This is a genomic window from Streptomyces sp. NPDC052773 (assembly GCF_044547145.1).
Classification (GTDB): domain Bacteria; phylum Actinomycetota; class Actinomycetes; order Streptomycetales; family Streptomycetaceae; genus Streptomyces.
The window spans coordinates 70,584-95,816 of record NZ_JBITZX010000003.1; the positions used below are offsets into that span (position 1 = coordinate 70,584).

The 25,233-nt window shown below is 69.6% G+C and carries 18 protein-coding genes and 1 pseudogene; 14 read left to right on the forward strand and 5 right to left on the reverse strand.

Annotated features, from left to right (window positions below):
* Positions 1-116 precede the first annotated feature (116 nt).
* Positions 117-728, forward strand: coding sequence for a TetR family transcriptional regulator (locus ACIG0D_RS08240; protein WP_399797213.1), 612 nt, complete (start codon positions 117-119; stop codon positions 726-728).
* A gap of 49 nt (positions 729-777) precedes the next feature.
* On the forward strand, positions 778-2,829 hold the full coding sequence (locus ACIG0D_RS08245; protein WP_399797214.1) for a HelD family protein: 2,052 nt from the start codon (positions 778-780) through the stop codon (positions 2,827-2,829).
* Positions 2,830-2,843: 14 nt separating this feature from the next.
* Here the strand turns inward: ACIG0D_RS08245 and ACIG0D_RS08250 are convergent, their stop codons facing one another.
* Positions 2,844-3,704, reverse strand: coding sequence for a nitroreductase/quinone reductase family protein (locus ACIG0D_RS08250; RefSeq protein WP_399797215.1), 861 nt, complete (start codon positions 3,702-3,704; stop codon positions 2,844-2,846).
* Positions 3,705-4,045: 341 nt separating this feature from the next.
* Complete coding sequence (locus ACIG0D_RS08255) at positions 4,046-4,957, reverse strand: NAD(P)-dependent oxidoreductase (protein WP_399797216.1); 912 nt, start codon at positions 4,955-4,957, stop codon at positions 4,046-4,048.
* 71 nt (positions 4,958-5,028) lie between these two features.
* Between ACIG0D_RS08255 and ACIG0D_RS08260 the strand changes: the two genes are divergently transcribed.
* Complete coding sequence (locus tag ACIG0D_RS08260; RefSeq protein ID WP_399797217.1) at positions 5,029-5,370, forward strand: winged helix-turn-helix transcriptional regulator; 342 nt, start codon at positions 5,029-5,031, stop codon at positions 5,368-5,370.
* Positions 5,371-5,537: 167 nt separating this feature from the next.
* Positions 5,538-5,879, forward strand: coding sequence for a hypothetical protein (locus ACIG0D_RS08265; RefSeq protein ID WP_365766543.1), 342 nt, complete (start codon positions 5,538-5,540; stop codon positions 5,877-5,879).
* An 83-nt stretch (positions 5,880-5,962) separates the two neighbouring features.
* Here ACIG0D_RS08265 and ACIG0D_RS08270 read toward each other — a convergent pair whose 3' ends face one another.
* Positions 5,963-6,655, reverse strand: a complete 693-nt coding sequence (locus tag ACIG0D_RS08270; RefSeq protein WP_399797218.1) for a TetR/AcrR family transcriptional regulator — start codon at positions 6,653-6,655, stop codon at positions 5,963-5,965.
* A 53-nt stretch (positions 6,656-6,708) separates the two neighbouring features.
* Here ACIG0D_RS08270 and ACIG0D_RS08275 point away from each other — a divergent pair, with 53 nt between their 5' ends.
* From ACIG0D_RS08275 to ACIG0D_RS08305, 7 genes and pseudogenes are all read left to right on the forward strand, one after another.
* Positions 6,709-7,827, forward strand: coding sequence for an FAD-dependent oxidoreductase (locus tag ACIG0D_RS08275; protein WP_399797220.1), 1,119 nt, complete (start codon positions 6,709-6,711; stop codon positions 7,825-7,827).
* A 322-nt stretch (positions 7,828-8,149) separates the two neighbouring features.
* Positions 8,150-8,878 carry a TnsA-like heteromeric transposase endonuclease subunit gene (locus tag ACIG0D_RS08280; protein ID WP_399797222.1) on the forward strand — a complete coding sequence of 243 codons (729 nt, stop codon included), beginning with the start codon at positions 8,150-8,152 and terminating at the stop codon, positions 8,876-8,878.
* Entirely contained in the window at positions 8,875-11,193 is a 2,319-nt protein-coding gene (locus ACIG0D_RS08285) for a transposase (protein ID WP_399797224.1), read from the forward strand. Before ACIG0D_RS08280 ends, ACIG0D_RS08285 begins: the two co-directional genes overlap by 4 nt.
* 1 nt (position 11,194) lies before the next feature.
* Positions 11,195-12,496, forward strand: a complete 1,302-nt coding sequence (locus ACIG0D_RS08290; protein ID WP_399797225.1) for an ATP-binding protein — start codon at positions 11,195-11,197, stop codon at positions 12,494-12,496.
* Positions 12,497-12,512: 16 nt separating this feature from the next.
* A complete protein-coding gene (locus tag ACIG0D_RS08295) occupies positions 12,513-13,736 on the forward strand; it encodes a TniQ family protein (protein WP_399797227.1) in 1,224 nt (407 codons plus the stop codon).
* 2 nt (positions 13,737-13,738) lie between these two features.
* A pseudogene (locus tag ACIG0D_RS08300) lies at positions 13,739-14,182 on the forward strand (TniQ family protein); the annotation flags it as partial.
* Between the two features lie 213 nt (positions 14,183-14,395).
* Complete coding sequence (locus tag ACIG0D_RS08305) at positions 14,396-14,905, forward strand: hypothetical protein (RefSeq protein WP_399798218.1); 510 nt, start codon at positions 14,396-14,398, stop codon at positions 14,903-14,905.
* A gap of 574 nt (positions 14,906-15,479) precedes the next feature.
* On the opposite strand, the gene ACIG0D_RS08310 is transcribed toward ACIG0D_RS08305, so the two are convergent.
* Entirely contained in the window at positions 15,480-16,649 is a 1,170-nt protein-coding gene (locus tag ACIG0D_RS08310; RefSeq protein ID WP_399797228.1) for a cyclic GMP-AMP synthase DncV-like nucleotidyltransferase, read from the reverse strand.
* Between the two features lies 1 nt (position 16,650).
* Positions 16,651-17,658, reverse strand: coding sequence for a CBASS cGAMP-activated phospholipase (locus tag ACIG0D_RS08315; protein ID WP_399797230.1), 1,008 nt, complete (start codon positions 17,656-17,658; stop codon positions 16,651-16,653).
* A gap of 156 nt (positions 17,659-17,814) precedes the next feature.
* Between ACIG0D_RS08315 and ACIG0D_RS08320 the strand changes: the two genes are divergently transcribed.
* From ACIG0D_RS08320 to ACIG0D_RS08330, 3 genes are all read left to right on the forward strand, one after another.
* Complete coding sequence (locus tag ACIG0D_RS08320) at positions 17,815-18,840, forward strand: XRE family transcriptional regulator (protein ID WP_399797231.1); 1,026 nt, start codon at positions 17,815-17,817, stop codon at positions 18,838-18,840.
* A gap of 341 nt (positions 18,841-19,181) precedes the next feature.
* Positions 19,182-20,087 (forward strand): antibiotic ABC transporter ATP-binding protein, encoded by a 906-nt coding sequence (locus ACIG0D_RS08325; RefSeq protein ID WP_399797232.1) that lies wholly within the window; start codon positions 19,182-19,184, stop codon positions 20,085-20,087.
* Positions 20,087-24,751, forward strand: a complete 4,665-nt coding sequence (locus tag ACIG0D_RS08330; RefSeq protein WP_399797233.1) for a caspase family protein — start codon at positions 20,087-20,089, stop codon at positions 24,749-24,751. The genes ACIG0D_RS08325 and ACIG0D_RS08330 overlap by 1 nt, the downstream gene beginning before the upstream one ends.
* Positions 24,752-25,233: the final 482 nt, after the last annotated feature.

The following is a 25,233-nucleotide window of genomic DNA, read 5'->3' on the forward strand; positions in this document are numbered from 1 at the left end:
GCGCAGTCTTCGGCCTCAAGCGCACTTGAGGTCAAGGAGTGTCAGGGAACGCCAAGGAGCCTCAGGGAGCGGTGGGGGACGGCCGCGGGCCCGGGGCCGACCGTAGGCTCAGGGTCATGGGAGAGATCGGGCTGCGTGAGCGCAAGCGGCAGCGGATGTACCAGGTGGTGTCGGACCTCGCGATCGGGCTGTTCCTGGAGAAGGGGTTCGACGCGGTGCCGGTCGCCGAGGTGGCCGCCGCGGCGGAGATCTCCAAGCCGACGCTGTTCCGGTACTTCCCGGCCAAGGAGGATCTGGTCCTGCACCGGATCGCCGACCACGAGGGCGAGGCGGCGCGCGTGGTCGCCGGGTCCGACGCGCCCCCGCTGGTCGCCCTGCGCCGGCACTTCCTGGCCGGACTGGACCGGCGCGACCCCGTGACCGGGCTCAACGACGACCCGGAGGTGCTGGCCTTCCACACCCTGCTCTACGGCACCCCGGCCCTGGTCGCCCGCCTGCACACCCTGCTGGAGCGCTCGGAGGCCGCGCTCGCGGACGCCCTGGGCGGCGACCTGGTCGCCCGGCTGGCCGCCGGGCAGATCGTCGCCGTGCAGCGCATCCTCGCGCAGGAGAACTGGCGGCGGATGGCGGCCGGGGAGCGGGCGGCGGACGTACGGGGTGAGGCGGTGGCGGCGGCGGAGCGGGCGTACGACCTGCTCGCGGCCGGGCTTCCGCACCTCGCTCGATGACTCGGTAAGAAATTTAACTCGGTCACGTCATTCCGTTACGCTCGTGGGAATGACGTCACCCGACCACGCCCAGGAAGCCCTCCAGCACACCCTCCGCCTCGAACGCGCCCACCACGACCGCTGCCGTGCCGCCCTCACCGCCCTGATCGAGGGCGCCCAGGAGCAGGTCGTCACCGGTGAGGACGTCTCCGCCTCCGGAGCCGACGCCGAAGTCCTCGGCCGCCGGCTGCGCACCCAGGCCAGGGAACTGCGCGAACTCCCCGAAGGGCCGCTGTTCTTCGGCCGCCTCGACTTCGAACCCGAGGCGGCGCTCGGGACACTGCACATCGGCCGGCTGCGCATCACCGAGCACCCTGCCGCCCCGCCCCTCGTCGTCGACTGGCGCGCCCCCGTCTCGCGCGCCTTCTACCAGGCGAGCGCCCGCGACCCGCAGGGCGTCGCGGTCCGCCGCCGCTTCGGCTGGGCGCCCGGCAGCCGCGGCGACTCCGCCGACCTCACCGGCCTGGAGGACGAACACCTGCGGGACGGTGCCCGGGCCGAGAGCCGGGCGAGCGAGATCGTCGCCCGGGAGATCGAACGCCCCCGCGTCGGCCCGATGCGCGACATCGCCGCGACCATCCAGCCCGAACAGGACGACCTCGTCCGCACCGACCTCACCACCTCGGTGTGCGTCCAGGGCGCCCCCGGCACCGGCAAGACCGCCGTCGGCCTGCACCGCGCCGCCTACCTGCTCTACACCCACCCCCAGCGCGTCCGGCGCGGCGGACTGCTGATCCTCGGCCCCAACCGCACCTTCCTCGGCTACATCGCCGAGGTGCTGCCCGCCCTCGGCGAGACCGGCGTACGGCAGTCCACCGTCCAGGAGGAGATCGCCCGGCACCCGGTCACCGCGGCCGACGACGAGCGGGCCGCCGCCGTCAAGCACGACGCCCGGATGGCCGAGGTGCTGCGCCGGGCGCTGTACGAGCGGGCGAGCCCCGACGCGTGCGCCGACGCCCTCGCCGTACCGGACGGCTCCTACCGCTGGCGGGTCTCCGCCGAGGAACTGCGGGGAATCGTCGCGGACGTACGCGCCGAGCAGCCGCCGTACGCCGTCGGGCGGGAGCGGGTCCGCGCACGCGTGGTGGCCGTGCTGCGCGCGCAGGCCGAGCGGCGCGGCGGTCCGCGCACCACCGCCTGGACGCGGCGGATCGAGCGGGCGCGGGCGCTCGGGGCGTGGCTGGACGCCGTCTGGCCGAAGGCGCGGCCCGAAGAGGTCGTCGCCGGACTGCTCGCCGACCCCGACGCCCTCGCCCGCGCCGCCGACGGGGTGCTGGACGCCGACGAGCAGAAGGCGCTGCTGTGGCCGCGCCCGCCGCGCTCCTGGAAGTCGGCGCGCTGGTCGGCCGCCGACCTGGTCCTGCTCGACGAGGCCGCCGGGCTGATCGAACACCCCGAGGGCTACGCCCACATCGTGGTCGACGAGGCGCAGGACCTCTCCCCGATGGAGTGCCGGGCCATCGCCCGCCGCTCGGTCCACGGCTCCCTCACCGTCCTCGGCGACCTGGCCCAGGGCACCACCCCGTGGGCCGCCCGCGACTGGCCGGACCTGCTGCGCCACCTGGGCAAGCCGGACGCCGCCGTCACCGCGCTGACCACCGGCTTCCGCGTCCCCGCGGCCGTGCTGGCCCTCGCCAACCGGCTGCTGCGCCGCCTCCACGTCGCCGTCCCGGAGCCCCGCTCGCTGCGCCGGGACGGCGAGCTGACCGTCCGCGCGGCCGACGACGTGCCCGCCGCGGTCGTCACGGCCGTACGGGACGCGCTCGGCGGCGAGGGGTCCGTGGGCGTCGTCGTCGCCGACGCGGACGTGCCCCGGCTGCGCGCGGCGCTGGCGGCGGCCGGGATCGAGGCGTCGGACGCGGCGGGGGCGGTGGACGCGGGCGCGCGGGTGGCGGTGGTGCCCGCGTCCGTCGTCAAGGGCCTGGAGTACGACCATGTCGTCGCCGTCGAACCCGCGGCCGTCGCGGAGGCGGAGGAGCGCGGGCTGCACCGGCTGTACGTGGTGCTGACCCGCGCGGTGTCCGCGCTGACGGTGGTGCACGGCCGGCCGCTGCCCTTCTAGCGGGGGCCGGGCCGTCAGGTGAGCAGCGGTATCAGCTGCTCCTCCTCGTAGGCCAGGTGCGCCTCCAGCTCGCTGGCCAGCCGTTCGACCTCCGCGCGGGCGGTCGCGGGGTCCGCCGCCGTCCCGTCCACCGCCCGGCGCAACTCCTCCACCAGGGCGGCGATCCGCTCGTGCTCCTCGCGCAGCCGCGCGATCGCCGGGGCGGATTCCGGATGCCGGTCGGCGAGGAACGGGAACAGCGCCGTGTCCTCACCGGTGTGGTGGTTGTGCAGACCGTGGCAGAAGGTGAGGCAGTTGACGCGGAGCTGGGCGCCGAGGGCGGAGCCGGTGCCGCTCATCTCCGCCCGCAGCAAGGCGAGTTCGTGGCGGAAGGCGTCGTGCACCACCTTGATCGCCTCGGCCAGGGAGCCGGCGTTGATGTCCCCGGGGCCGCCGTCCCCGGCCTGGTACAGGGCGACCACGGGGATCGTCCGGCTGGTCTTCTCCTGGTACGCCGCCCAGCCCGGGTCGCTCTCCACGGCCCGCGCGAAGGCCGCGTCGCGCTCCTCGCCGGTCAGCGGGACCGCCCGCGCCCGGTAGGTGAACGCACCGGTCTCCACGGTGACCTCGGGATGCGCGAGCAGATTGTGGTACCAGGCGGGATGGCGCGGGGAGCCGCCCGCCGAGGCGATGACCAGGACGCGCTCGCCGCCGTCCGGGAGATAGCCGACCGGGGTGGTGTGCGGCCGGCCCGAGCGGGCGCCGGTGGTGGTCAGCAGGATCAGCCGGGCGTTCTCGAACATCCCGCTGAGACGGCCCCGGTTGGCCCGGAACTCGTCGATGATCTGTTGGTTGAAGTCGTTGAAGTCGTTGAAGTCGTTGGTGTCGTCGGGCAATTCTCTTCCTCACTCCGTGGTCTTCGCTGATCGCGTCTGTTCACGGAGAGGAAGGCGGGCCCCTGGCCCTTCCCCGAGCCCTCGGCAGAGCCCGTGCAAGGGGGACCCCCGCCGGCCTCACTCAGAGGCCGGGCACCCAACTCGCTCACGGCACAAGGCCGACCCGGCAGTCATGACGGGGACGCTAGCGGCGAACTGCCGGGCGCGGCAAGCCGATTAAGGGCTCGGGGTGAGACCCGACGGGAGAACCTGGCTGGACGATCCGGCCGGAGGACCTTCTGGGATCGTCCGGCCGGAGGACCTTCCTGGGTGATCCGGCCGGACGATCCCGCCGGACGTTGTCAGGGACGCGGGCGGCGGGTGCGCCCCAGCATCTCCGCTACCCGCATGAACCCGTCCTTGCCGTGCCCCAGGCCGATGACCCGGCGGGCCTGCCCCTCGATGGCGCGCATCACGCTCGCCTCGATGCCGTGCGCCTCCGAGGCGTGCACGATGTGGGCCATGGTGGAGGCGCCCGAGGTGATCGGGTTCACGTCACCGGAGTACGTACCGCTGTCCACGTCGTCCGCGAACGCCTCGAACAGCGGCGGCAGGATCGCGGCGATGCCCTGGGCGAACGGGGTCAGCTCCCGCGCGGAGACGCCCTCGGCGCGGGCCAGGGCCACCGCGTGGGCGTAGCCGCCCATCGCCGTCCAGAAGATGTCCAGCAGCGCCAGGTCGTACGCCGCCGCGCGGCCGATGTCCTCGCCGAGGTGGGTGTGGGCGCCGCCGAGCACGTCCAGCACGGGCCGGTGCTCCGCGTACAGGTCCTCGGGGCCGCTGTAGAGGAAGACGGCGTCGGGGGTGCCGATGGTGGGGGTCGGGGTCATGATCGCGCCGTCCAGGTAGCGGACGCCGTGCCGGGCGGCCCAGTCGCCGGTGTCGCGGGCGCGGTCCGGGGTGTCGGCGCTGAGGTTCACGAGAGTACGGCCCTTGAGGGCGTCGGTGACGGCGTCCTGGCGCAGGATCGCGTCGGAGGCGTCGTAGTTGACGACACAGACGACGACGAGCCCGCTCGCCGCGACCGCCTCCTCGGCGGACGCGGCGCGCCGCGCCCCGCGTGCCACCAGGTCGGCGTCCCGGCCCGGGGTGCGGTTCCAGACGGTGGTGCGCACGCCGGCGTCCAGGAAGGCGGCGGCCAGGGCGCGGCCCATGGGGCCGAGGCCGAGGACGGTGACGGAAGCGGACGCGGGGTCCGTGACGTTCGTAGACATGGGGAAGCTCCTGCTGTCCTGCAAGACGGATAAAACCGACTGATGACTGATAACGAACAAATGGGGTGACGATGACGCGCAGCCGGGCCCGGGACGTGAATGTCTGCGGAGTGACCGCCGCGATCGCGGTGATCGACGGCAAGTGGAAGACGTTGCTGCTGTGGCTGCTGGAGTCGGGCCCGCACCGCCCCGGCGAACTGCGCCGGAAGCTGCCGGGCCTCACCGAGAAGGTGCTGACTCAGACGCTGCGCGAGATGGAGGAGGACGGTCTGGTGCACCGGGAGGTGTACGACGTCCTGCCGCCGAAGACGGTGTACTCGCTCACCGCGTTCGGCCGTGAACTGTCCGAGGCCCTCGCTCCTCTCTCCGACTGGGGGCACCGCCGCCTGGACCGGCTGGCGGAGGCGTCCTGACACGTCCTGACACGTCCTGACACATCCTGACCGCTGTCCCGGCCGCCTGCGAACAGCCTCTTACGGCCGCCCGACGGTGCCAAGTACCCACTTTTTTGTGGGTGTCCCGGCCCGCCGGGCGGCCCCGGCGGGCCCGTGCCATGCTGGATTCCGAGGAGGGAACTGCCATGTCAGCGAAGTTCGAGCTGGCGGACGGCGGCATCGGTGTGATGCCCGATCCCGCGGACAACCCCCACGGCCACGCCGTTCCCCACCACGACGCCGGCACCCGGATCAGCTTCGACCTGCTCAACGTGGGCGACGTCGGCGGCACGGCCAAGGTCACCGTCGAGTGCGACGGCGACGTCGTCGCCTCCGTGTGGACCTCCGGCCAGCTCGCCCCCGGCTGCCCGGACACCGGCCTGGTCAGCCTGGGCCGCCTCGACGAGGGCCCCCACCGGGTGACCGTCCACATCGACCCCGGCTCGGGCCCCCGCGAACTCCAGACGAACGAGTTCCGGGTCGCCTGACGTTAGAACGGCCACAACGGCTGCGACAGCACGGCCCGTGGGCACCGACCCCGACCTCGCTCGCATTCAGCCGGAGCCGAGCGTCAGGTCGACGGCCGGGTGAGTTTGGCGGCCACAGCGTCGAGGACCCAGTCCAGGCCGGTCGCGAAGGATGTCTCGGCGTCCACGTCCGTGCCGTCGTGCACGGCCTTGGCCAGTGCCGGGAAGCGGCCCGTGGCCAGCATCCTTGTCACATGCGGGCCGTGGGCGCGCTGCCAGTCGTGCTTGGACAGGCCCGTGGCGCGCTCGGCCCGCAGGTTCGTGATCTCGCGCCTGATCGCGCCGGTGAAGTAGGCGCTGACCGTCTCCACGGCTCGCATGACGGTGTTGATGTCGGTCAGGCCGTCGAGGGCGGCCAGCGTGGCCTCGGTCACGGCGAGGCCGTTCGGGCCCAGGGCCGGGCGGCGGCCGAGCAGGTCGGCCAGCCATTCGTGACGGAGAGCTGCCTGCCTGGTGCGGTGGGCGAGGACGCGCAGGGCCTCCCGCCAGTCACCGGGCAGCTCCTCGGGGAGGATCTCGGCCTGGACCTCGTCCACCATGAGGTCGAACAGCTCCTCCTTGGTGGAGATGTATCCGTACAGTCGCATCGGGCCCGCGTTCAGCCGGGCGGCGACCTTGCGCAACGACACCGCCTCCAACCCGCCCTCGTCGGCCAGCGCGATGGCGGCGGCGACGATCCGCTCCCGGTCGAGCGGCACGGGGCGAGTCGGCGGCTCCGGCCGGTCCCACACAGTCATGGGCACATCGTACTGTTGCGATACACCGTATTGGAAGAATACGTTATATCGATATGAGACGTCGTATCGCCGTGGTCGGGAGCGGTCCCGCCGGCCTCACCTTCGCCCGTGTCCTGCACCGCCATGGCCACCCCGTCACCGTCCTCGAACGCGATCCCGCCGCCGACGCCCGCCCCCCGGGCGGAACGCTGGACCTGCACGAAGGGATGGGCCAGCTCGCACTGGGTAAGGCGGGGCTGCGGGCGGAGTTCCGGGCGCTGTCCCGTCCCGAGGGGCAGGCCATGCGCATCCTGGACACGGCCGGGACCGTCCTGCGGGACTGGCGGCCCCGTCCAGGTGACCGGGCCAATCCCGAGATCGACCGCAGGCAACTCCGTGACCTGCTACTCGGCCCTCTCGACGTCCAGTGGGGACGGGACGTGACACAGGTGGTGCCGGGGGTCCGGGACGGCGTACTGATCCATTTCGCGGACGGGCGACAGGAAACGTTCGACCTCGTGGTCGGCGCTGACGGCGCCTGGTCCCGGACTCGCCCGGCAGTCTCGCCGGTGACGCCGCACTACACCGGCGTCACCTCGGTCGAGACCTCCCTCGATGACGTCGACACCCGCCACCCCGACCTCGCCCGGTTGATCGGCGACGGTTCCGTTGCGGTGTACGGCGTGAACCGAGCTCTCGTCGCCCAGCGCAACAGCGGCGGCCACGTCAAGGTGTACGCCCAGTTCCGTGCGCCACTGGACTGGCACGCGAACCTGGACCTGGCCGACATCGAGGCCGTGCGATCGAGCCTGCTGGCTCTGTTCGACGGCTGGGCCTCCCCCGTCCTCGACCTCCTCCGCTACGGCACCGCTTTCGTCCACCGCCCCCTCTACGTCCTGCCCGTGTCCCACACCTGGACCCATGTCTTCGGTGTGACGCTCCTGGGTGACGCCGCCCATCTGATGCCCCCATTGGGAGCGGGCGCGAACCTCGCGATGCTGGAAGGCGCTGAACTCGCCGAGTCCATCGCCGCCGGCCCCGCAGACCTCGACGAGGCCGTCCGCGCCTTCGAGGAGCGGATGTGGGCGCGGGCGGGCAGATGGGCGAAGATCACGACGGCCGGCCTGGAACGCCTCGTGAGCCCGGACCCCGCCGCAGCCCTCGCCCTCTTCGACGAAGTCCAGCCGTCCTGACAGCCAAGAGCACCAGCACCACCGGCTCGCCACGCTCTTCGATCCTCCTGAGACTGAGCACGGTAGGTGTCGTCATCTTCCAGTCCCGACCTGGCCTTTCGCGAAGCTCTGAGCGCGACATCTGTCGCCGAATTCGCATCGTTGCTGACGTGATCCGCGCTCTTTGCTGGCAAGTTGTCGTCAACTTCGAAGATTGCTCCTCCCAGGGGAGCCGTGCGGCTTCCCTGGGAGCATGAGCGATACCCGGCGCCCCTTGTGGTCCCACCGCTGTAAGTGGACGGACCTGCTGGTCCCGGTCACGCTAGATGCGGGGCGGAGTGGCTTGGACATCTCCGATGGCTGGCCGGACCGGTGGACGGCGACGTGGAAGTACGCCGGGGACGAGATCACGGGCCCGGTCCGACACCTGGGGCAGGTGCCGGTGGCGAGCCGCGGGCCGATGCGGGGGTTCACCTGGCGGCGGGAGCAGCGGCACAGGCCTGGTCTGGAGTCACTGGTGTCGACGAAGCGCCTGCACGGGTTCGAGAGCCTCGAAGAGGACCAGCTGCTCGTGGCCCTGGACTTCGCCGGTGACCTGGTCGAGGTGCTGGCGCAGCCGCTGCGTATCCGGTTCCGTGCGGCGGAGAAGTGGCGCAGCCACACGCCGGATTTCTTCGCGGTCACGCGGGCGGGGACCTGGTTGATCGACGTGCGACCCCGAGACTTGATCGAACCGGAGGACCTGGAGTCGTTCGCGGCTGCTGAGGAAGTGGCGCTTGTCTGCGGATGGCACTATGCGGTCGCGGCCGAGTGGCGCCCACATGTGCGGTCCACGATCAGTGCGTTCTACGGGAAGCGTCGTCCGACGCGAGACGTGCTCGGGGTGCAGCCCGATCTGCTTGCCCAAGCCGAAGCAGGCGTGACGTTTGGGGAGTTGGCGGCCGAACAGATGTACTGGCCGGTGGCGCGGGCGCAGTTGCTGCACCTGCTCTGGCACCGCAGGCTCGGGCTCGACCTTGCTCAGCCGTTGACGGACAGGTCGCGGGTGGTGCTGGCAGGAGGCGTCTCATGATGGGGGCGGCGGCGCTGGACCTCTCGCCTGGCGCGGGCGTGGTGCTCGACGAGGTGGAGTGGCTGGTCGAGAGGCAGGAGCCGCATCTGGGGCGGGTCCAGCTCGTCCGCGGGGACGGCGAGCGCCAGCGGGTGAGCTTCCGTTTCCTGGTCAATCATCCGCAGTGTCGGCCGTCTTCGCGTACGGCGGCGGAAGGCGCCAACCGAGGGCGGCAGCCGGCTTCGTGGAGTGATGTGAAGCCGGAGAAGCGCCCTTTGATGGAACAGCGTTTCGCACATCTGATGGAGGTCAACTGCGGTTTCCGCAGTGGTGATCCGTTCCGGCCCGAGCCGGGGGAGCCTCGCCCCGAGTACGACCCGGACCGTACGACGCTGGGTGAGCGGAGGGCGGCGAAGGTCGCTGAGCTGGCGGTGCTGCGGCCCGAGGAGGCCAAGCTGCTCCTGGGCGTCGCAACCGTCGGGGTGCGCACGCTGGAGCGGTGGGAGAAGCGCCGCAGGAAGTACGGGATCGTGGGCTGCGCTGACCACCGGTGGCTGCGGGCGAGCGGGGGACACCCGAGCGTCAGCGAGGAGGTCCGCGAGGCCATCTTCGCGGTCAGGGCGGAGACGCAGCAACATCGCTCCCGAGTGAGCGCGCGGACTCGCGAGATCATGATCCGTCGCTATGTGAGGGAGACCTTCGAGAAGGAGGAGGGGAAGGAGGACGGTAAGGGCGAGAAGCCCCAGGGCAAGAAGATCGAGGTCCCCAGCTATCACACGCTGCTGCGGGTGTGGAAGGAGTGGTTCGGGCCGGGTGGTGCCCGGCCGAAGTACGAGCGCTCGGCCGAACTGCCCACCAAGAACGGGCATGTGCTGGTGACCCGCCCCGGGCAGGTTGTTGCGCTGGACACGACGATTCTGCCGGTAATGGTCCGCGAGAACGTCTTCGGCGACCCGGTCACCGTCCACCTCACCCTGGCACTGGACGTCTACACCCACTCCATCTGCGCGTTCCGGCTGACCCTGGTGTCCGACTCCTCGGTGGACGTCGCGATGGTGCTGCGCGATGTCATGCTGCCGCTGCCCATGAGGGAGGAGTGGGGCGAGGACATGGAGTGGCCCTATCCGGGGCTGCCGGCGGCCATGGTCTCGGAGTTCGCCGGGTACGAGGTGGCCGGGCTGCCGTTCTTCACCCCCGAGACTGTCACCTCCGACCACGGTTCGGTCTACCGCAATCACCACCTAGTGGACGTCCAGGAGGCGATGGGTTGCCGGATCCTGCCGGCACGCGTGCTGCGCCCGCAGGACAAGGCCGCAGTGGAGCGCGTCTTCGGTGGTATCCGCTCGCTGGTGTTCGAGAAGCTGCCCGGCTACACGGGAGTTGACGTCGCCGACCGTGGCGCCGACCCGGAAGGCGACGCGGTGCTCACGATGGCCCAGATGGAGCAATTCATCGCGACCTGGGTCGTGAAGGCCTGGCAGAACCGCAGGCTCGGCGAATTCGCACCCTGCTGGGATCCGGGCGGTAACCACAGCCCCAACACCCTGTTCGCCGCCTCCTTCGCCCAGGAGGGCTTCGACCTGGACATCCCGTCCCCGGAGACGTACTACCGCTTCCTGCCCGAGCACCATGTGAAGCGGATCTACCGGCGGGGAGTCAAGGTCAAGGGACTCTGGTACGACGCCGAGCTGCTGCACACGCCCGACAGGAACTCCACACGTGGCGGCCGCTACAAGAAGCAGTGGGTCATCCACCGCGAACCCCGCGACCGGCGGGTGGTGTACTTCCAGGATCCCGCCACCCACGAGTGGCACGAACTGCGCTGGACTGGCCTGCCGCCGAAGGGCGAGATGCCGGCGTTCGGCGACGCCCGGGTCGAGGAACTCCTCACCCGGGTACGGGAAGCAGATCTCAAGCCGCGCTCCGACGCCGAGCTCGTCCCCATCCTCCTGGAGATGCTGGGGGCTGTCGACCCGGTCGAGAACTGGCCGTCCCAGCTGACCAAGTCCCAGCGGGTTCAGCACGCACGCGAGATCACCCAGGCCAAGGCAGCCGCCGCGGACCGGCCGAAACAGCTGGCCAAGCTGGACGAGCCACCGCGCCTGTCCGCCGTCGGCGCAGCGGATGCGGAGCCGCCCTGGCGGGAGCGGGCCCGGGAGGCCACCGAGAGCCTGGATGCTCACCGGCGTCGGCGGCGGGAGGCAGCCACGTCCTCGCGGCAACCGGCGGAGCCTGCCCCGCTGGGATCGAGCCGGCGTGGCCGCAATCTTTTCGTCATCGCCGACGACGATGACGGCCCCGGCGCCCCGGCCCCGCAGCCGACAGAGGAGACGTGAGATGAGCAACCTGCGCCCGGAGCGGCCGAACGCTCTCGTGCCGTTCCTGCGCTTCGGCCCCAGGCCGGACCGGACCCGGCATGAGGGCTGGCAGGAGTTCCGCCGGACACGGGATCTGTTCGTGCCGGTCAGGAAGATGTCCCTGGCCGAGTACCGGCGGATGAGCCCGCGCAAGAAGTCGCTGTACGACCTGCACCGCGCGGCCACGCACGTGAACATGCAGATGCTGGACACCCCGATGAGCGAGGTGGTCACGACGCTGATGCGCTCACGGATCCAGAACAACGCGATGCGCATCGGTCCGAGCACCCTGGACGGGCTGATGATCAACGGCGGCGGCTACCAGGGCAAGACGGAGACCGCCTGCCGCACCGCCGCCGAGTTCGAGGACACCTGGCGCGACCTGTACGAGCAGTACCCCGAGTGCTACCTCGACCCAATGCCCGGCACCCGGGACCTGATCGCACCGGTTGCCTACTGCCAGACCCCGGTGAAGGCCACCCCGATCGGCCTGTGCGAGGCGATCCTCGATTACTACGGCGCCCCGTACGGCAGAAACCTGCGCGGCATGATCCGCAACGTCCGCGAATCGATCAAGGCGCATGCCACCACAGTCCTGATCATCGACGACATCACCCGCCTGAAGATGCACCGCGAAGACGACCAAGACACCCTCGACCTGATCCGCAGCCTGATGGACCTGGACGTCACGCTCGTCCTGATTGGCGTGAACATCCCCCGGTCCGGCCTGCTCAGGGAGGGCTGGCACGACCCCCGCACCAAACAGTGGGTGTACGCCTCACTGAAGAAGGGCAAGAGCTACAACCCCGACGCCTCCACCCAGACCGAGCGCCGCTTCGACATCGTCACCCTCGACGCCTTCGACTACAGCAGCGACGCGCGCACCGGTGCCTTCATCGACCACCTCATCGGTATCGAGAACGAGATCCGACTCTTCAACGCCGGCCCCGGCACGCTCTCCGATGGCCGGATGCCCGAGTACCTCTACCGTCGCACCCACGGCATCGTCGGTCTCCTGCGGCGCCTGATCGAGGACGGACTGACCAAGGCCATGGAGAGCGGCCTGGAGGACTTGACCATCGACCTCCTCGACGAGGTCACCATCAACCTGGGCAACGTCCCCGGGAAGGACGGCGTACGGGACGCTGAAGCGGGCGAGATCCCCGACGTTGACACCTCCCCGGAGCCGGGGCGGAAGTCGGAGACGAGGAGATCGAAACCCCGGAAGGGACGCAACAAGGTCTTGGACGACCGCGGCACTCCTCCGGCGGCCGAGGCGTGACCCAATGAGTAGCGGTATGCGCCCCCTGCCTCGCGGCCTCGATCCGCTCGACGACGAAACCCTCGTCGGCTTCCTCCTCCGCCTTGCCCGACACAACGGCACGACACCGGACCAAGCCGCCGTCCGGTTAGGCCTGACGGACGGCCCGGAAGAATCTCCCGGCATTGTCTCGCCCTGGCTATTGGTGGACATGGACAAACCGCGCCTTGTCCGGGCCGCACGCGCGGCACAGCTGACCGTGGCGGAGGCCGGCAAGTTACTGCTCGCCCCCATGGGGCATCGATATGGTCTGGTGAGCAGGAGATACAGCCCGTGGACGAGCCCCCGGCAGCTGGACCACCCCAATCGATGGATCCTCGTACGGACCTCCCAGTACTGCCCGTCCTGCCTCGCGGGCGACGGAAGCCCAAAAGAGGCTCTGAACGGAGGTGCCTGGAGACGGTCATGGCGCCTGCCGGTGGTCTTCGCCTGCGTTCGGCACCAGCAGCTCCTCCATCGGGTCTGTCCTGCTTGCCGGACCCCTGGTCAGTTCGCCCGCGCCGGCCTGATCGCTCGCCCGGGGACGGAAGAGCTTCACCCGGCCCAGTGCCGATCGCCATCCGCTCCGGGCCCGGGCGGGGCCCGCCTGTCGGTCTGCGGGGCCGACCTCTCCCGCGTCGGGCCAGCTCGTATCCCGGAGGACGCCGCCTCGCTCAAGGCGCTGCTGACCCTCCAAGGACGCCTCGACGAACTGCTGGCTACCAACGGGCCGCCGACCGTCGGGAGTTGCGGCCGACTCGTGCCGGTCGCCCAGTACTTTATCGACTTGCGGGTGGTGGCCACGTTGATCCTCGCCTCCTGGCCGGAGGCAAACCGCTTCGCAGCGACACCTGCCCTGGCAGAGGCGGTCGAACGGGAAGCGGTGCAGCGAATGCGCGACAGCCGACGCCGCACGCGGCGGGGCGGATCGAAGAGCCCGTACGGGATCAACTCGCTGCTTTCACCTTTGGAGTCTGCCCTGACCATGGGCGCGGTACTGGGCATCGCTGTGTCCGTGCTCGAAGCCCGCGACAAGAACTGGACAGAGCGAGTGCTACGCCCGTTCTACGACGCCGCCCTCACATTGAACCGGGACACCTTCCGGCGCCTTGCACGCCTCTCCGGCACGTCCCTTGCGCTGCAGCAGGTGCTCGGAGTCGCAAAGGAGACGGCGGACAGTGAGAACCCCGAGATCTACCTTCGCGGCCCGAGAAACGGTTGATCATGCGTCCCCTGCCACGCAGCCTCGACCCACTGGCCGACGAGACCCTCACCGGATTCGTACTTCGACTCGCCCACAGGCTGGGTACGACACCCGGAGAGATCGCCACCCGTACCGGCTTGCCCTCCCGTCTGCCTCTGAGCGTCCTGTATCACTTGGACGACGAACACCTCACGGATTTTGCTCGCGCTACACAGCTGACGCTTGCCGAAGTGAGCGCCATGCTTCTCGCCCCGCTCGGAGAGAGGTACGGGCCGTTGAATCCCGAGCTCACTCCGCGCCGTACTCCAGCGCGAATGATCTACGACAACCCGTGGGTCCTGACCCGCTCCACGCGCTACTGCCCGCGCTGCCTCGCCGGGGACGGTACTGCCATACAGGATCTCCACGGTGGCGCATGGAGACGGCTGTGGCGTCTCCCCGTGATATTCCTCTGTATCCGGCACCAATGTCTTCTCCAGCACCAATGCCCCGGCTGCGCAACACCCGCTCAGTTCGCCCGCTCGGCAAGCGCCGTCGCGCGCTTGACTGACGACACACTCCACCCGTGGCAGTGCCGCCTTATCGCGGGTCCGACACGGCTACAGCAGTCCGAAACGGCCTGCGCAGCCGCCCTGACCCTGCTTGATCCGCCTCCCACGGCCCCAGACACGGCCAGCATGACCGTGCTCTTGCAAGTCCAGCGACGTCTTATTGATTTGCTTGGCGTGAGCGGTCCCGAGACCGCGATGAGCGCCGGCGCAGCGGTCTCTGTCCCGCAGTACTTCGCCGACCTGCGAGCCATGATCGCCATGATCTTCCGGTCTTGGCCCGTCGCCCGTGAGTACGCCAGCACACCCTGCCTGGCCGTCACACTCGACGCGGAGTACGAATCCCGCGCCGCGCAGGCCGGACCCCTGTTCAACACCCCGGGCAAGAAGAAGACCTCCAAGCCCTACACCGCGCCCCCCACGGGGCGCCTTGCCACCGGCGCGGCACTCGATGTCGCGACGAAGCTGCTCGACGCACACGATCCGGGAGACGCCCGGAGTCGGTTGGCGCCGCTCGTTCAACGGTTGAGGGAGGTGGACCTGGCACTGAGCACCTGGCTTCGCCGCCCGTCTTGGATCTCGGTCTCGCTGAGGCAAGCGGTCATGGATCTTCCGATAGGCAGAAGGGGCGCAGCATGATGGCTTAACTCGTGACGCACCACGCAGGGCTCATCGGCTGTGGCTTTCCCAGGTCCATGCCTTGACTATCCCCTGCCGTGACCGGGAGCCGGTGGTGGGATTCGAGAGTGGTAGAGCCACGTCGCCCGCATTTCCGCCTGGGCGGAGGGAGAGATCACGGCCGCGAATCTGTCATCGGATCCGGTTCGCGGGTGACGGTACTGAGTGTTGGTCGCCGGTGCCGGTCCAGTAGCCAAGGGACAGCCAGAGTTCGTAGTGCAGGAGCCATGCTGAGGTCCACGGCAAGATCGTGTCCGCGAGGAACATATGGTCCTGCCACTCCCCGGGCAAATGCAGACATAGGTCGCCGTCGGGGTAGACGTGCGGTAGGGCGGTGGCGTCCGAATGCAGTACCAGGGGCGGGTCGGTGACGGTGACTCGCGGCCTGCGCCGGTGGCGGTAGGCGATCCGGACTATGTAGTTCCTGCTCATGGGGGTCGGTTGAAGGGGGAGCGTGCAGAGAAGTTCACCGCCCCGCACGGCCCCTCGGGTGGCGGGGACGGCGACCTTGATCGCGGCCAACTGGCGGCCGAGGTTAACCGCGCGCGCCGGGATGCTGACCATAGTTGGTGTTCGGCTTCCTGCGGGGGCCTGTGGCGGTCTCGGAGAGCAGCCCGGTGGTGCTCATTCGCTGGCCGGTGGGTGCTTTCATGCGGGCGCCGTAGCTCGCGAAGGAGCGCATCACGGGACCAGCCTCAAAGGACTTGATCAACTGGGAGTAGACCACGTCCAGGCCCTTGGACTCCGTCAGTGCCAGATTGTCCATGATCGTGCTGATCTCGCCGAACCAGGTGAGGAAGGCCTGACGCCGCTCAGGGTATTCGTTCCACTTGTCGGTGAAGTTTTCCTCCTTGTGGGCAGGGTTGGGAACCCACCATTGACCGTCGCGGTCCTCGATGAATCGAGGCATGGCGGCGAGTACGTTGCGCACGGCGGTGAACAGGTCGTCCTCGCCGCGGTAGGCGCGGCCGGCGAGCGTGGTCAGGAGGATGGACGGCGGTCGGTTGTCGGTGTCCTCTGCGAAGAAGAGCATGCAGTGCCACTTGAGGATCTGTACGAGTCGCTGCAGGGTGCTGCGGATGTGGTGTTCGGGGACCTTCGCGACGCTGGCGACGAGCCGCTTTTCGAGGAGGGCGGGGGAGAGTTCCGAGCGGGCGCGGAACCAGTCTGCGTAGCCGAGGGGGTTGCTGTGCTGCCATTTGTGGAGCTTCTTGTCCGTCAGGAGGATTCCGGTGGGCGGGTGTTCCTCATCGGGGATGGCGGGCAGGACGTCGAGGTGGAAGCCGGGGTACCCGAGGGTCCAGCAGCGGCGGCGGGCTTCGAGGCTTTCGGGGCCGTCGGTGTGGCCTTGGCCCTGCTTCCAGCGCCGGTAGGCGACCAGTTGGTCACCGACTCGCAGCTTGAGTTCCTCTTTCGTCGTGCTGTCCCGCTGCAGAGGGAGTCGACAGACGAGGTCGATGTCGTACTCGCCGCTCTCGGTGTTGGGGCGGACCACGGTGCCGAGGAGAAAGGAGCCCTGGGAGTGGATCTCCCATCCGGGGCTTCCGTTCTCGGCGAGCCAGGTTCCTACTTCTCCGTACCGCTCGATGGCGGTGTCGTGGAGGTCGGGGGCGATGTCGAGGACTTCCACGGCGCCGTCGAGCAGCATGGAAAGCATCTGTTCGGCCGAGTCGGTGTTGTCCTGCGTCTGGTGGTACGCGTTCACGTCATTCCTTACGAGCAGAGTGAAGGGGGACGAAAGCCGGCGCGAGGTGATCGCAGAAAGTGCGGTGGACGGCCGGGGAGGCGTCGCGGCTGACATGTCCGGCCCATCCCGAGAGCGTTGTGGTGTCTACGTCGTCCAGAGCTAGGGCGCCGGTGGGGACTGTCGGGTTGAGGCGAAGCACGTCGTCTTTGCCGACGAAGTGGCGCACCTGTTTGGCCGCGCTCTCGCTCTGCGCCCGCATGAGGACCTCGACCGCGTCGCGGGCCCAGGGCAGCAGACCACCGCCGTCGAGACGGCGGTGGCGGTGGCGGACGTCGGTCGTGGTCCCGAGGCTGAACACCCGGATTGTGTCGAGAGGCACGGACAGCGGGCCCACCGCTTCGGTCAGGGCGACCATGGCCGGGTTGTTCGCCCAGACGCCGCCGTCGACGAGCCGTGCTCCGTCCAGAGGCATCCCGGGCAGGTAGGTCGGCGCGGCGGAGGTGGCCAGCGCGACGTTGACGGCCTTCTCGCGCCAGTCGCGCTTGAGGCCAGGCAGATGCGGGGTCCGGAAGAGGTAGACGTCGTCGGCGGCGACGTTGTAGGAAGTGATGACCAGGCGTTTGGTGCTCTCTCCGAAGGTCCGTTCGCCGAAGACTTCGGTGAGGGCCGCGCGCAGCGGCTCCGCGCTGTACTTCGCGCGGATCAGGTGCTTCAGGCCCCGCAGGCGGCTACGGTCCCGGAAGATGCGCGGCCCATGCTCGGTGTAGAACTCCAGGATCTGCTGCGGGGACAGCCCGAGTCCGAGGCCCAGCGCGATGATTCCGCCTGTCGAGGTGCCAGCGATCAGGTCGAAGTGGTCGGCGATGCGAACACCGAGATCCTCTTCGAGGCGCGCTAGGACCGCAGCGGAGAACATGCCGCGGAAGCCACCGCCGTCGAGGGCCAGAATCTGGAAACGCTCCGTCACTTCAACCGCCCCCGCGCCATGGGTTCGAGGAAGCTCCGCCTGCCGCAGCCGGATCTCCACTATCGAGAGTACTTATTATCACGGCATGTGTTTCCGTGCGTGTTTCCGCGCGGAAGTCGTAAGGTTTGTGTTGGCCACGCACCCTGGAGCGGGCGTGGTTTCTGTGTTCCGCCAAGATGTGGAGATCAAAGTCAGGCAGGCCAGGCAAGGGGAAAGATGAGCACGCAGGCGTTCGAGCGCTCTCGGCTGCGGACCGCCCGCGAACTGGCAGGGTTGAGCCAGACGCAGCTCGCCCGCGCGAGCGGGCTCACTCCTGCCGCAATCAGCCAGTTTGAGAGCGGCGCGGCACGACCCAGCCCGGATACGAGCAGTGTCCTGGCCTCGGTCCTCGGGGTGCCCCAGGAGTTCTTTCACGAAGCGATGATCGAAAGCCACGAGGGCTTCTTCCGGTCGCTGCGCCGGACCTCGGTGTCCGACCGCCGCCGTGCGCGGGCCATCGCTCACGTGGCTCACGACCTGGCCGTCCATGCCTCATCCGCGCAGCGGTTCTGCGCCGGCGACGTGCCGATGCTCCCCGTGAGCGGACTGCAGGCGGAACGGGAGGAGGTCGAAGAGGTTGCGGCTCAGGTACGGAAGATGTGGGGATTGCCTTCCGGACCAGTCTCCGACGTCGTTGGCCTTCTTGAGGCGCGTGGTGTCGCGGTGATCCGTCTCCCCCTCGACAACACGGATGTCGACGCCTTCTCCTTGCCCTTTCCTGACCACCCGGTTGTCGTCCTGGGCACAGACAAGGACGACCGAGCCCGATCCCGCTTTGACAGCGCACACGAACTCGCACATCTAGTGCTGCACGGCGAGCAGATCTGGGGCGTGAAGGAGGTCGAGACCCAGGCCCACCAGTTCGCGGCGGCCTTCCTTATGCCCGCCGAAGACATCCACGATCAATTGCCGACCACTGTCGACTGGCCAGCCCTCTTCGCGCTCAAACGGCAGTGGCAGGTGTCCCTGGCCGCTCTGCTCATGCGCGCCCGGACCCTGGGGCGCATGAATGAGAACACCTATCTAACCGCCATCAAGGCGGCGTCTGCCCGGGGATGGCGCCGCGTTGAACCGGTCCCTCTTGGTCGGCCGGAGCAGCCGACAAGGCTCCTCGCTTACCTTGCCTCTGCCGACAGCGCTCCGGCGCGGGCCATCCTGCCGTCCCAGATCGTGGAAAGCCTCCGGACCGCGTCAGCGGCATGACCCCACCGGCTCGTACGTGCAAGATGTCCGTACGCAGCCCCGCAACGCTGTCCCCACGCAAGGGGGGGGTGTCGAACTTCGCGGGCTGGCGTGCCGCCCGTTAACGCACCTCTGGCCGCGCTGTCCGCATGAGTCCAAGCACCGGCCGGACCCCGCTTCTCACGAGGGCCGGGCCCAGCCGTCTCCCCTACGTCGAGGACCGGGAGCGGCGGTGCGCGATCTCGCGATGGCTCACCGTTGGACGCGGCCCGGGCACCCGTCGAGGCGGCGGGCGCCCTCGGCTTCGAGCTGCCGAGCTCACCGTCCCCGCGTAATCTTGTTCACTCACTCTGGGAGGGCCATTGAGCAAGGTCGTCTTCGTGCACGGCGTCGGCAAGCAGTACTTGAGCGAGGACTCCTTGGCACGGGACGTCGTTCCCGAACTCCAGGGCGGCACACGCCTGGCGGGCGGACCGGTGCCTTCGTCCGAAGACGTGGGGGTGGCCTTCTACGGTGACCTGTTCCGGCCACGCGGCACCCGCGCGGGGGCCGAACTCCCTTACGACGAAGGTGATGTCGACAACGACGCGGAGTTCGCCCTCCTGATGGAGTGGTGGGCCGAGGCGGCGCGCACCGACCCCGCGGTCCCTGATCCGGCAGCCACCGGTACGCGGGGCCCCGTGGGCTGGACCACCTCCCGGTCCCTCCGGCTCAACGCCGTACGAGCAGCCCTGGACGCCCTCACGGGCGCCCGGTACCTGCGCGGGGTCCTCGACCGCGCGTTGATCGGCAGTCTCAAGCAGATGACCGGCTACTTCGGTGACGAGGAGATCCGGCGTGCGGCGCAGGACCGGCTGGCTGCGCGGATCACTCCAAAGACACGGGTCGTCGTGGCCCATTCACTCGGGTCGGTTATCGCCTACGAGACGCTCTGCGACCCGCGGCGCAACGGCGACTGGGACATCCACATGCTCGTCACCCTGGGATCGCCACTCGGCATGCGCGCTCTGGTCCTCGACCGGCTCGAACCGGCGCCCGAGAACCGCCGGGCGGTGTGGCCGAAGCCGGTACGGGCGTGGACCAACATAGCCGACGACACCGACATCGTCGCCGTCGTACGCGAACTCGGCCCGGCCTTCGGCGACGGTGTGCAGGATGTCGTAGTGAACAACGGCAGCCACATGCACGACGCCACGCGGTACCTGACCGCCGTCGAGACCGGGCGGGCCGTCTTGAAGGGTCTGCTGCCGGCGGCCGAGGCGGTCTGATGCGGTACCTCGTCGCGGCGGGCACCCGCCACTACCGGGAAGCCCCCGAACTCCCCCTGGCCCACGAGGACGTCGACCGGGCTACCGATCTGTTCGTGTCGATGGGCTACGAGCGTGTCCTGACGGCCGTCTCCTACGACCCGGACTGCGAGTCGTTCGAGAACGCCCTGGCCGACTGGTGCCGCACCCCCGGACTGACCGCTGACGACGTCGTGGTCGTGTACTACGCCGGGCACGGGGACCGCTCTCCGGCTGGCCAGTACCGTCTGGCCTGCGCTGACAGTGAGCCGGGGCGACCACGCTCGTGGCTGTCACTGCCCAACCTGGCCGAGATCCTTGCCACATCACCGGTCCGCAACGTCCTGTTCGTGGTGGACGCCTGTCACGCGGCGGCGGCCACGGCGGAGATCGGCACCGTCACCGACACCATCGTGGCTGGCCGGGGACGCGGGGACGGATTCGGTGCGGGCACCTGGCTGCTGGCCTCCGCCCGGCATCGCGATCTGGCGGTCGACGGCGCCTTCGTGACCGAACTGACCAAGGCAAGCCAGCAGGGTGATGGGCCGTCACAGCGGTACCTGGCGCCGAGCACGCTCGCCGAGCGGGTCAACCGGTCCCTCACGGCGGAGGGGCTGGCCCAGCGAGCCGCGTGCTCGTCCGTCGACCAGTCCGAGCGACCCCCCTTCTTCGTAAACCCCTCCTTCGACCCGCTCGCCGAGGTTACGGGCGACGGGCGCACGGTCTCCGACGCCTCCGACCTCTCCTCGCACTTTGAGCCGCGCGGCCGTGGTGTGGAGCATGTACACGACCCCGGTTCGTACTTCACCGGACGTGAGCGGGCCCTGCGGGCAGCACGCGCCCATTTGGAGGGCGACGGGCAGGGGCGGCCCCTGGTCGTCACCGCCGACCCCGGCTCGGGCAAGTCCGCGGTCCTGGGCCGGCTGGTACTGGAGGGCTTTGTCGACGCCTCCGTCAACGCGCACCACCAGACGCTGGAGGCCCTGGTGCAGCGCATCGCTGCCGCGGCGGACGTCCGGGCGGGCACGCCTGTAGCCCTGTTCACCGCCCTCTCGGACCGGGAACACCCCTTCCGGATCGTCGTCGACTCGCTCGACGAGGCAGGCTCGGCGGGTGACAAGGCCGAGGCCCGCCGCATCGCGTGGGAACTGCTGCGCCCGCTCGCGGCGGTGACCTGCGTCCGGCTCGTGGTCGGCTCACGTCGCGAGCTGTTGCCCCACCTCGGCGGCCACGTACCGGTGATCGACCTCGACGGCGGCGAGTACGCCCAGGATACGGAGCCGGCCGAGTACGTGGCGAAGATCCTCTGCGACAGGGAGGCACCGTACGAACACCGGCCGGACGTGGGCCGCCAGGTCGCCCGCGAGGTGGCCCGCCGGGCCGGGAGGTGTCTCCTGGTCGCCCGGATGACGGCGAGCGCGCTGCTGCGCGGCCCGGTCGTCGACACCGCCGCGCCGGGCTGGGCGGAGCAACTGCCCTCGGACGTGGGAGGCGCCTTCGAGGCGTATCTCCTGCGGCTGCCTCAGGAGCGGTACGCCAAGACCATGGCCCTGCTCACCGTGCTGGCCTTCGGAGAGGGCAACGGCCTGCCGCGCCGGCTCTGGGTGCGGGTGGCGACGCGGCTCTCGGGCATCCCTCTCGTCCAGGCGGACGTCGACCTGCTGCTGGACGAGGACGGCTCCTATCTGGCGCACGCCGAAGTGGACGGCACGAAGTACTTCCGGCTGTACCACCAGGAACTGACGGACCATCTCAAGTGGCGGGCGCTCAAGCACCGGGATCTGGCCGATCTTCAGGAATGCTTCGTGGCGACCCTGCTGGAGCTCGTGCCCGACCGGGACTGGTCGCATGCACATCCGTATGTCCGCACCCACCTGTCGACGCACGCCGCTGCTTCGGGAGAACTGGACGATCTCATCGAGGACGCCTCGTTCGTCGTTCACGCTGACCTGGCGACGCTGCTGCCGGCGGTGCGGCGAGCACTGCGCCGTCCCACGCTCGCCCTCGCTGTCGAGCGCTACGCCTACCTCGTCGCCAACACTGACTCCGCCCAAGTCGACAAGCCGGCGCTGCTGGCTTTCGTGGCGGGGGCACACGGGGAGCACGCGCTGTCCGGGCAGGCCCAGAACCTGTCGGCTGTGCTGGAGCGCGTGTGGGTGGAGCCACGGGAGATCACCCCGCATCGCGTGGTGGGCCGGCATGACGGGGACGCCTATGCGATCCGCTCGGTCAACATGGGGTGGCAGATCGAAGGCCTGGTTCTGCCGGACGGTGGCCACGTCGTGCTTGCGGCGCCTCCGTCGGCCTCACACGTGCACGTGTGGCGGCTCGACGACCCGTCGCAGTCGACCCTGCTGCCGCATCCCGCCAGCGTCGCGGGGCTCGCTCTGCTCATTGACGGTGCGGGCCTGGCGCAGGCAGTGACCCTCGACGTCAAGGGAGACATCCGAATCTGGGACATCGCCGACCAGACGCTGCTCCACACCGCCCCCAGTGGAGCAACGCTGCTGTTCGACGCGGGGTTCCGCGACGACGGCACGTCCGTGGTCGTGTGCGGGGACGCCGAGCAGGTCCGCGTGTGCACGCTGCCCCTGCTGGAGCCGCTGATCCAGGTGGCCTGCGAGACACCCCCGAAGAACGACTTTGACATGCCCGAGGCATCCGCCTGCCTCGCCCACGACGCGGACGGCCGCGTCCGGCTCCTCCTGTGCGACGGGGTGCGCGGTCGTGTCACCCTGCACCCCCTCGACGCGGAGGGAGACGTCAACGTCCTGCTCCACGACTGTGTCCGCCCCTTGCTGGCCGATCGCATCCATGGCGGCCGGGGCACTGTCGCCGCGGTGCGCGAGCCGCGCACCCGGGTAACGCTGATCGAGACGGGATCAGGGCGGATGGTGGCCTTGCCTTTCGACGGTTTCGTCTGGCAGGAGAGCGGCTTCGCCCTGGGCAGCGGGGACGACCCCGTCTTCGTGACGCAGGATCACAACGATCTGCTCATCGCGCGTCTCGACGGCCCCGCGCAACGCGTCGCGGCCCGGGACAAGGACGCCGACCATGCAAGTTTGCTGGCACCCGTGCTACTGCGAGACGGGCTGTTCGCCGCGACGGCCAGTTACGGAAGCCAGGTCTACGTGGTCAGCTGCACGACCGCAGACGCTGTGGGTTCGCCGCTGTGGGGGCACGAGAGTGCAATCTGCGCCCTCCGACTGCTGCCCGCTCCCGGTGAACCAGGACCCGACATCCTGGCGGTGGGCAACGACGGGACGGCACGACTGTGGCGGTGGGCCGACCACGCCAGGGCGGGCGCCCCTCGGTCCGCCCCGCAGGAGCTGTCTGCTCCGGAGATCGACTCACTCATCGCTTGGCCCGAGGACTCCACCGGCGTCATGGCCGTCTCCGGTCGCATGGTCCGGCGCGTTGCCCCCGCCCCTGAGCCAGCCCCCGGCACCACGTTCGACCTGGTCGAGGAGCTATTCATCGACTCGGTTTCCGAACAAAAGCGCGCGGTGGACCCGGACGGTTCGCTACAGCTCCTGCTCTGGGACTACCAGGGCCAAGTGAAGCCGCGTGCCTACTCCGACCTGCCCGGGTGGTCCGTATCCGTGCCGTACTCTCAGGCAGTTTGGCACCGCATCGCCTTGGGCGGACTCGCCGAGCACACGAACCTGACCTGGTTGGAAGGGGAGGCCGACCTCGGGGTCCAGGCTCACCTCCTGCCACCAACGTCAAGCCATCCGCACACCCGACTGCTGGGCCTGGACGCAATCCGCGGCCGGATGAAACTCCTCGACGCTCCGCACTCGACTCCTGAGTGGACCAACCTTCCCTGGCCGGTCGATCCGAGCAACGACTGGGTCTGCTCGGCCGCCTTCACCACCCTGGCAGGAACCACCGTGCTGCTGACGGGCACCCGCCCGCTCTTGCGCTGGGAAAGCAGCGTGGCAGGCCGATCCAACCGCTCAGCCGAAGATGAGGCACCGCGGACCGGTGCCACAGACGGCCAACTGTGGGACGTCTCAACGGGCACGCCCCGCAGGGGCACGCCGCTGGAACTCCTCGGCGACGTCTTCCGCCTCCTGCCGCATCACACCAAAACCGGGACGCGGTGGGTGGCCCAGCAGGGACGGGACGGCACGACGGAAGTCATCGATCTGTCGACGGACAGCCGGTACCAGGTCCAGCCAAGTCGGCCGGTGGCCGAACCCCGTTCGGACATCGGCCACCGGATGATCTCCGCAGTCGACGTCTTCCTGCGCTGGACCGAGTTGTCCGACGGAGGCGCCGTCCTGCTCTTCTTAGACCCTGCGGCCTGTGACGACGCGCATGCGGCCCCGGTCACCGTCTGGGATTCCGCCACCCCTGACGCCCCACGTCAGCTGAGCGTACCGGCCTGCCGGTTGCTGTGGACTGGGCGGGCCCCGGCTGGCGACACCCTGGTCGCGGTGAGCGACGAACAGGGCGTGGCACTGTGCCATCTGCCAAGTGGCGAGAAGGTGTGGTCGGCGCCCCTGCCGGCGCTCGTCACCTCCCTCACCGCCCTCCCCGCGAGCCCCGTCCTCGACCTCGCCGTCGGCACCCAACAGGGGGTGGTTTTCCTGCGCCCCCGGCTGTCCCCGGCCTGGCGGGAGCGGCTCGGTTACGGGTGACCGGACCTGTCGGGGCGGCAGCCCGAAGTTCGAAGAGGCGTCGGACTTCGTCCTGCAGAAGGTCAATAGAGCCGTGGCGCTGCACCGCGTACTGCCGCAGGTGGTCGAGGTGGTTCGCAGCAGTGGCGGGAGGCTGGGCCAGCCCGAGGGGTATGCCGAGGTGATGAGCGAGCTTCCTACCCCTGAAGGGCGAGTCCGTCGACAAACGATCGCCAGCGTGCAATCCGCTCGGGTGCCGACTTCCGGAGCGTCGGCTGGTCGCCGCGGGATTCAGCGGTGACGCTGGCCGTGGGCGCCCCGCAGAGACCATTCAGCTCTGACCAGGAAAGGCTAACGTCAAGTGCAGGGCTCCACTCGGAGTGGAGCCCTGCACCCATGCTCGCTTGCGGACCCTGACCGGCGGTGAGACCGCACGACAGTTGTCCTGCAAATGCGACACCTATCGTGCTCAGTCACACCTCCTCGCGGGCGGGTGGAGCACT

What these genes read in the sequence shown, in the direction of transcription:
- ACIG0D_RS08290 (WP_399797225.1), top strand. Translation starts at nt 11,195, where the DNA reads ATGAGCAACCTGCGCCCGGAGCGGCCGAACGCTCTCGTGCCGTTCCTG.
- ACIG0D_RS08295 (WP_399797227.1), top strand. Translation starts at nt 12,513, where the DNA reads ATGCGCCCCCTGCCTCGCGGCCTCGATCCGCTCGACGACGAAACCCTC.
- ACIG0D_RS08245 (WP_399797214.1), top strand. Translation starts at nt 778, where the DNA reads ATGACGTCACCCGACCACGCCCAGGAAGCCCTCCAGCACACCCTCCGC.
- ACIG0D_RS08305 (WP_399798218.1), top strand. Translation starts at nt 14,396, where the DNA reads ATGACCGTGCTCTTGCAAGTCCAGCGACGTCTTATTGATTTGCTTGGC.
- ACIG0D_RS08255 (WP_399797216.1), bottom strand. Translation starts at nt 4,957, where the DNA reads ATGTCTACGAACGTCACGGACCCCGCGTCCGCTTCCGTCACCGTCCTC.
- ACIG0D_RS08320 (WP_399797231.1), top strand. Translation starts at nt 17,815, where the DNA reads ATGAGCACGCAGGCGTTCGAGCGCTCTCGGCTGCGGACCGCCCGCGAA.
- ACIG0D_RS08260 (WP_399797217.1), top strand. Translation starts at nt 5,029, where the DNA reads ATGACGCGCAGCCGGGCCCGGGACGTGAATGTCTGCGGAGTGACCGCC.
- ACIG0D_RS08265 (WP_365766543.1), top strand. Translation starts at nt 5,538, where the DNA reads ATGTCAGCGAAGTTCGAGCTGGCGGACGGCGGCATCGGTGTGATGCCC.
- ACIG0D_RS08330 (WP_399797233.1), top strand. Translation starts at nt 20,087, where the DNA reads ATGCGGTACCTCGTCGCGGCGGGCACCCGCCACTACCGGGAAGCCCCC.
- ACIG0D_RS08270 (WP_399797218.1), bottom strand. Translation starts at nt 6,655, where the DNA reads ATGACTGTGTGGGACCGGCCGGAGCCGCCGACTCGCCCCGTGCCGCTC.
- ACIG0D_RS08275 (WP_399797220.1), top strand. Translation starts at nt 6,709, where the DNA reads ATGAGACGTCGTATCGCCGTGGTCGGGAGCGGTCCCGCCGGCCTCACC.
- ACIG0D_RS08285 (WP_399797224.1), top strand. Translation starts at nt 8,875, where the DNA reads ATGATGGGGGCGGCGGCGCTGGACCTCTCGCCTGGCGCGGGCGTGGTG.
- ACIG0D_RS08240 (WP_399797213.1), top strand. Translation starts at nt 117, where the DNA reads ATGGGAGAGATCGGGCTGCGTGAGCGCAAGCGGCAGCGGATGTACCAG.